Source organism: Eubacterium sp. CAG:161 (assembly GCF_000432355.1).
GTDB lineage: Bacteria > Bacillota > Clostridia > Lachnospirales > Lachnospiraceae > Eubacterium_G > Eubacterium_G segne.
On record NZ_HF991870.1, the window covers coordinates 6426 to 14438 of the forward strand.

Sequence of the window (8013 nt, forward strand, 5' to 3'; positions counted from 1 at the left end):
TACTGAACCGACAACCCTGCTGCCTTTGCGGGTAGCACTTATCTGATATCCTTCTATTTTAATGCTTCCACTTTCCATAGTCGGTTCCACATAAGCTTCATCGCTAAATAAGAAATAGTCAATATTTCCTACATATGTCTTTCCACTGTCCGGTGTAAATTTAAGATATACATTATGTACTCCGGCGCTTATTTCAGTTTTCAGCGCAAACTGTTTTTCAACATATGCATCCCAACTGTCCTCAGCTGTTTCTGTAAGATAAAATTCACCGACAGGTGTTCCGTCTAAACTGTCTAAATACAATGAAACCTTTCCGGTAGCAATCTTACCTCTTACTGAATATCTCATTATGATGCTCTTTGCAGTTTTAGTAAATCTTACACTATCGTATCTTGCCCACTCTCCATCATTGGTATTTCCAAGGTATGTATCATAATTAATTGTTCCGTTGAAATCGTCTGTTTTCTCAGCTTCTATTTTTGAGAATGCATCTTTATATGCGCTGTCTACCAAAATAGTTCCATCCGGTACTATCCATTCACCGTTTACAGTTTCCATATGGAATGTCTCCCATGAACCTCCTATACTGTCGGAAGTTGAAAGAATTGCCTTATCTCCACTTGGATCAACTGCCAGATATTTTCCATTGGCAATGGATTTAATGGCAAACTGTTTACTCTTACTTGTATCTGATGCATATCTTTCTATAACGAACTTTTCTCCGTTATAAATTGCTGATGTACTTGCAGTAAGATATGAACCTTCACTTACCATGCATATATATTTTCCGGATATTAATGACTTAAAGGAAACTGTTCCGTCACTGTTCTTAATTATCTTAAACTGTTCCCCTTCATCTCTCTTGTCGCTGGACGCCACAATTGTTGTATCGCTGCTTCCATTTTTACACTTTGCATACTGATTAGATGAATCTGACTTTAAGAAAAAGTATCCCTGGTCATCATTTGTTGCCTTTGCAAATTTAAAATAGTCAAAATTGCAAACATGAGTAGTATCCGCCTTAAATACTACATATACATTTTGTACTCCTGTAATACGTGCCGTATCAATTGTAACTTCTTTCCAATTCTGCCATGTTCCCGTATTTTCAATACTTGCCTTTGCTATAAGAGGACCTGTTGTACTTCCCAGTCTAAATTCAATGGTTCCATTTGCACCTTCTTTTTCGGTACTTCTTGAATACTTGAAAGTCAACTTTGATGCTCCTGCATCTCCAAAATCAATGTTATAGTAAGCAGCATAGTTTCCGTTCATTACGCCTCCTAAACTTCTGCCACCACTAGTTCCACTGGAATTTTCTGAAATAAGTCCCTTACAGTAATCCAAATCTTCCGCTTCAATATTTGAATATGCATCTCTCTCTAAACTATCTGCATATGTAGGAATATTTGCCATAAGTGAAATAGCATTATATGCTGCAAAAGAATCCCATGTAGCATCTTCTGCTGCCTTTTTCTGCCATGAACACTGCATAATTCCCTTTGAATTACTATTCATCCATGCTACTTTTGCATTGTCCTTAAAGAATGAAAGATACTCGCCTTTATTAAAATCTACAATGAACTTTCTCATATATCTCATAAGGATACCACGCATACCTGAAAGGTCACCGGAGTTTGTGTTCTCTTCCTTAAGAATATTATTGTAACAAAGGCCTTTTACCGTATTTGCCATTACATTACATGCATCATCATAATACTGCTGTGTTCCATATTTTTCATAAAGCATAATTGCAGCTCCAAGGAAAGTTCCCTGATTATATGTAGAACGCCAGTTGTTTCCTGGACTATCCCATACATGTCCTGCATCATCACCTTCTCTTACATACAATGAACTGTTTCTCCATGCATCAAATACGCTTTTTGCCTTGGTATAGTAACTTTCATCACCTGTTGCAATTGCAAGATAACAAGCTCCTACTGTGGCAGGACCATTAATACATGATGTGGTTCCGTCACCTCTTCCGCTTTCATGAGACCATCTGATAAGTCCGTCTGTTCTTCCTTCTGTTCCTCTTTTATACATAAAGTCCCAGTTTTTCTTTGCAATATCTAAGTAACTCTGGTCTCCAAATAATAAATATGCTCTTACTGAATCAAGTACAGCCCAGGCTATATCATCATTAAAATCATTATTTGACCAGTAATCTCCGTTTCTTGCTATGAAATCTTTATATGTATTTTGAAACATTTCTTTATAAATAGATTTACCTGTAGTTTCATAACCATCAAGCATAGCTTCCATAACTTCGGCAATTCCCCAGAAACCGCCACCTAAACTGTTATATCCTGTGGTTGAATTTTTTACATAATACTTATTTTTAAATGCCTCTAATGCCTTATCAGCCATTGCCTCTGTAAAGGTTGCATCCTCCACGTCACTTTTCTGGATTCTCCATATCTGACGTGGCTCATAATCTACGCTTTTTGCCTTTGTCCATAATCTGACCTGGGCACCGTCGGTATCCTTTTTATCATCGTCACTAATAATTTCAGCATATTCTTCCTCACCGCTATCATTCTTTACCGCTGAAACAATATAATAACATCCTGCATAGGTTCCTGATGTAATAGGCACCAGTTTCCATCTGTAGTTATCAGAATTATCATTACCGTTTAAATCCATATTATCCCCATTATTTTTTCCGGTTATTTTTATGCTCTTACCGGATACTGCATTGGTAATATTGTAATAATCTCCCGTTTCCTTTAATGTCCATCTTGCTAAATTACTCATTGCATCTGTATTCCAAACTACGCAATTTGCATAAAATGTTGAAAGGTCAGTCTGGGTTATTGCCTTTCCATTATATGCAGATACAATTGTGTAAGTTGCACCATTAGTTATTCCTGAAGTTGCGGCTTTTACTTCAACACTTTGTCCTATGCTAACATTAGGGCAAAATGTAACAATCATGGTTGCAACAAGCAATAATGAAATAAATTTCTTAAACTTATTCATTTTGTACCTCCTTTTTTTATTTTAAAAGAGCCAAATACCCTCCTTCGTATTTAGCTCTTTATGTACTATTTGTGTGCCATTTATTTTACCACTATGTTTCCCCAGTCGTAATCTCCCTCTTTATAACTGCTGTTTACATATTTCAATATTTTAGTATATAAATAGTCATATGAAGACTTGTTGCTTACTAACTGATTCTGATAAATATAATCTGCAATATCGTATACAGTATATGAATCCACATTACTGTAAACTATGGAGCCATCTGCTAACTTTGCATATGCTCTTACATAGTATTTAGCAGTAAATGCATTAGCTGTTACATTATCTGTTCCATCTCCTGCATCACAGCTCATTGTCATTACATAGTATGATGCTGTTTCTGAATCTCCTAACTGAACACTTGACTTTCCTGCATCGGTAGCCATATATCTCTTTACGTAATCGCTGGATGAATCATATGTTAAATCTGATTCACTTATTGGATTGTTTCCATAAACCAGTCCGTAAATAAGTCCTTTTTCGGAAACTTCCTTTCCATTAACTGTAGGCTCTACCTCATATACAACACGCATACCCATATTTCCTGCTATGCCGTTTAATGAAGAGGTCATCTGATATCCTGTAATATCAATGTCTGTACTGATTGTTTCACTTCCCGCTGTATTATAATTAATATTCCACTGGCTGCACATCCATTTATTCCTTGTTTCTAACCAGTTAGTGAGATATTCAACATGTTCATCATATGTATAATTAATGTATGGTGACAATGTACTATATCCATATGGGTAATATTTGTATTCAGCCGAATCCGGTGTTGATTGGCTCCAGCCTGCACCGCCTTCACTTATTGCCGAATAGTTTCTGTCTTTTGATTTTCCCATATAATTCAAGTTAGCATTTATTCTGCTAATTCCTAAAGAATTTTCGCTGTAAAGATTCTGAATCTGTGGCTGCATTGATCTAAATTTTGAAATAACCTTATTTTTAAAGGAACTATTCTTCATTAAGTATCCAAACCACGTATTTACCTGCTGACATCTGAAAGCATCTGTCTTTCTACATTCTTCAACAGATGAATTTCCTGATGACAAATCAAAATCCCACAAAGGCCCTGCATATATAATTGTATTTCCCTTTGCATCTTCCTTTGTATAGAACTTAACTGAACTGTAACCAAAATCAACCGTGTTAAATAATTCATTTACAATATACATATCCACAAATGAATCTACATTTATGCAGTCTAACACTTTGTCTGAAGACGTATCGGTTAATGCCGTTTCAAAAGCTGATAATGTGTTCACCCAGTTTGAATACTTAGCAGTGTCTGTTCCTAAGCCTTCCGGATCCTCCACTACGAATCTTACACCAAGATTTGTTGTATAATATGTAGCTCCTGCTTCTTCTCTGTCAGCCTCTAACTCAAACATCATTTCCTTATCATTTGTTTCATCATAAGAAACTCCTGATCTTCCATTGTCTGCCGGCTCACTTACCAGATATGTTCCCTTAAGCTGTCCGTTAATGTATAGGTCTGCGTAATGTTCCTCCGGTGTTGCCACCATTCCCAATTCTTTTCCAAGTTCCATTGCAAGTTTATTTCTGATAAGGGTCTTATCAAATGCATTTGCCAAAAGGCACCACTTTTTAGCTGCCTTAGCACCACTAAATAATGTCTGCTTAGAACTAAAGGATATATTGTAAGCGGCTTTATCTGCCAAAGATGTTGAATTTCCTCTTAATTTAATTGTTCCTGTATCACTTACGGAATTCACACCGTCTTCTCCACCTATAACGGTTATTGTACCCGGTGTTTTACTTTCCTTTGTGATTGTTGGATTAGCATCATCTGTAACTACATAAATTCTTGATATATCGTCCGGGTCTTTACTCATGTCATGAGTTTCCCTCTCTGTAGTAGCTTCTGTTACAGCCTCAGTTGTTTCAGGTACGGTTTCATTCTTTTTAATGTTAACGCTTCCCAGTAAAGTTCCATCCTGTGCATAATATGCCACTGTTGATGTTCCTGAAAGTGCTGTTAAATATACAACCGCTCCTGCACCGTCAATTGCCACTGATTCATTTCCTACTTTATTTCCATTAATTGTAACGTAACCTATGGCTACCTTTGTACTCATGTATATTCCATCTGCATTGGCAAATCCCGGATGCTGTACATTTACAACAGTAATGTTATCTGCACTTGCATATGAATACATGTTATTTGAATTGTCTACTGTTATCCATTCTTCATCACCTGTAACCGGCTTAACAGTTGTCGGTTCAGGTGCTTTCGTTGTTTCAATTACTGAAGGAGTAGTGTCCGTAAGAGTTACATTCTTAAAGTTTAATGTAGTTCCTGCGGCAACTTTTCCTAAATCAAACATAAACTGTACCGTGTCATTGGTAGGTTTAAATGTTCCTGAATAAACATTATCTCCTGATACTAATGTTTTTGTGTCAAAATTAATATCTCCAACTTCATCCTTCATGAAGACCGAAGCTCCTGCCTGATTGGAATTAACTGTTACACTATATGAATATGTGTGTCCCGGTGTAACACTTAATTTCTTTGTATGGGCATTCATTCCCCATTCCTGTCCGCCGCTTGCCGTAACTTTCAATGAAAAATCATTTAAGTCTGAACCACCTTTATATCTTGCTGCAGTTCCTGCCCAGGATGAACCTACATAGTAATTCCAGCTTCCAAGGTTTACAGTATTATCTGATGCACATGTTGTGTATCCGTCATCTACCTGTGTAGGCTGAGTAACGTTTTCTGTCTTTTTATTTATTACAAAGTCAGAATCTGAGCCCTGATATACTCTTACGTAGTCAACGTACATAATCGCATTGGAAAAGCTGTCACTTACAGTCTGATACTTGGTAAACGGTGTATTTGGGCCTCCAATGGCAAGGTTTAACAAAATATAATGATTTCGCTGAAATTCTTCCATTGTTGCATTTGAAATACTCATGGTTTCATAGCATGTATCATCTACAAACCATTTCATTACATCTCCATACCATTCCACTGAATATCTGTGCCACTGTTCAATACTTCCTATGTAACCAAACTGACCGTTTGTTTCACTTCCTGCATACACATGATTATATGAATCCCATAATGAAGTACCCGGATTCCAATGTAATGTACCAATTGCAGTGTTTTCCGTGTTTCTGTGTTCCATAATGTCAATTTCGCCACAATTAGGCCAGTTTCCGTTTTCACCCATCATCCAGAATGCAGGCCACACTCCTGACTGACTGCCATTTTGAACTCGCATTTTGCACTCAATTTTTCCGTATCTTGCAAACTGCTTTCCCTTTGTTGTCAGTCTTCCTGATGTAATCTGTCCATTTTCTCTCTGTGCCTTAATTGCAAGACATCTGCCGTCACTAGACTCCGAATCCCATGATGTATCTGCAATATAAACGTTATTTGTACTTGTTGTGTAATTCTGAATTTCGTTATTTCCCCATCCGCTGTTTCCGGTATCATAATTCCATACAGAAGTATCAACGCCACTTCCTACATTTCCGTTGAAATCCTCAGACCATACTAATTTCCATGATCCGCTTCCCCCTGATGATGTTACCGCCGCATTGACTTTATTAGCCGGTGTAAACTGTATTCCTGCTATTATAACAGCTACAGCAGTAAGCAATGACATAACCTTTTTAAACATATGCCCCCTCCTATTTACATTCTTTTTTATAGATTAACATTTTACAATTTAATACTCAATGTAATATGAAATTTGCTTACCTATTCTAAAAAAAAGCATCCCCTCCGAAAATATCTGTTCTTTTTCGGAAGGGAGATTTTACTTTATTTTACGATTGTATTTACCCAATCATAATCTTTTTCTATGTAGTTGTTATTAACATACTTAAAGGTACGATTTTCATTACTTTTTTATTTTCACTTTTTTCACTTTAGACCATTTGCTTGTGTATGTCTTCTTTCCGACTTTCTTCAAAGCTCTTGCTCTTACATACAATTTCTTTTTGTTTTTTAATTTTTTGCTCTTTAGTGTAAAACTTGTTTTCTTTACTGTCTTCTTCAAAACAACTTTTTTGAATTTTTTGCTTTTTGAAATCTGAACCTGATATTTTGTTGCTCCCTTTACTTTTTTAAGAGATATTTTAATCTTAACTGCCTTTTTAGATTTCTTAGCTGATTTTACAGCAGTTGCCTTAACCTTAACTTTTGTATCATTCTTTTTAGTGGTTGCCTGATTGTTGTTTTTTGTAGGTACAACTGTTGGTAAGTCTCCTCTGTTATGTGTTGTGGTTTCATCTACCGGCAAATCTCCTGTATTGGATGTTGTGGTGAATAATCCTTGCCACGGATTTGTTATTATATCTCCATCAAAGTCGCCATTTGCTCCTTTGGCACTTAAAGATAACACTCCAAATGTTCCTAAGGATAAAGTTGCAACTAATGCATACATTGCTATTTTCTTATACAATTTCATTCTATTACTAATCCTCCTGTTTATTTCTTAATTTTTACTCTCTTAGCCTTTGACCATTTTCCTGTGTATACTTTTTTGTTTACAACTTTAACAGCCTTTGCTCTTACATATAATTTTTTCTTATTCTTTAATTTTCTGCTTTTTATAGTAAACTTTGCTTTCTTAACAGTTTTCTTTACAAGAACTTTTTTAAACTTCTTTGATATTGAAACCTGTACTTTATATTTCTTTGCTCCCTTTACTTTCTTAAGGGATATTTTTACTTTTGCAGATACTTTTCCCTTTGAAGCAGATTTAACCTTTACTCTCTTTACTGTAACCTTCTTAGTAGTTGCCTGCTGTGTAGGCTTTACTGTCGGCTTATTTGTTGGAACTACCGTTGGTTTGTCTGTCGGTACTACTGTTGGTGCTTCCGTTGGTGCCTCTGTTGGGGCTTCCGTCGGTGCCACTGTAGGTGCTTCCGTCGGTGCCACTGTTGGGGCTTCCGTCGGTGCTACTGTTGGGGCTTCCGTCGGTGCCACCGTCGGTGCTACTGTTGGTGCTA

At 36.6% G+C, this 8013-nt stretch carries 4 protein-coding genes; all 4 read right to left on the reverse strand.

Annotation, left to right across the window (positions count from 1 at the left end):
- Positions 1–2982: glycoside hydrolase family 76 protein (locus tag Q5O30_RS06570; RefSeq protein ID WP_302674627.1), on the reverse strand; the 2982-nt coding region annotated here is incomplete at its 3' end.
- Between the two features lie 80 nt (positions 2983–3062).
- Positions 3063–6677 (reverse strand): CotH kinase family protein, encoded by a 3615-nt coding sequence (locus tag Q5O30_RS06575; RefSeq protein ID WP_021952956.1) that lies wholly within the window; start codon positions 6675–6677, stop codon positions 3063–3065.
- 222 nt (positions 6678–6899) lie between these two features.
- Positions 6900–7469 carry a hypothetical protein gene (locus tag Q5O30_RS06580; protein ID WP_021952957.1) on the reverse strand — a complete coding sequence of 190 codons (570 nt, stop codon included), beginning with the start codon at positions 7467–7469 and terminating at the stop codon, positions 6900–6902.
- A gap of 20 nt (positions 7470–7489) precedes the next feature.
- A complete protein-coding gene (locus tag Q5O30_RS06585) occupies positions 7490–7918 on the reverse strand; it encodes a hypothetical protein (RefSeq protein WP_302674628.1) in 429 nt (142 codons plus the stop codon).
- Positions 7919–8013 lie beyond the last annotated feature (95 nt).

Bases quoted from the DNA above. Each gene is read 5' to 3' on its own strand.
- Q5O30_RS06575 (WP_021952956.1), bottom strand. From the start codon at position 6,677: ATGTTTAAAAAGGTTATGTCATTGCTTACTGCTGTAGCTGTTATAATA.
- Q5O30_RS06580 (WP_021952957.1), bottom strand. From the start codon at position 7,469: ATGAAATTGTATAAGAAAATAGCAATGTATGCATTAGTTGCAACTTTA.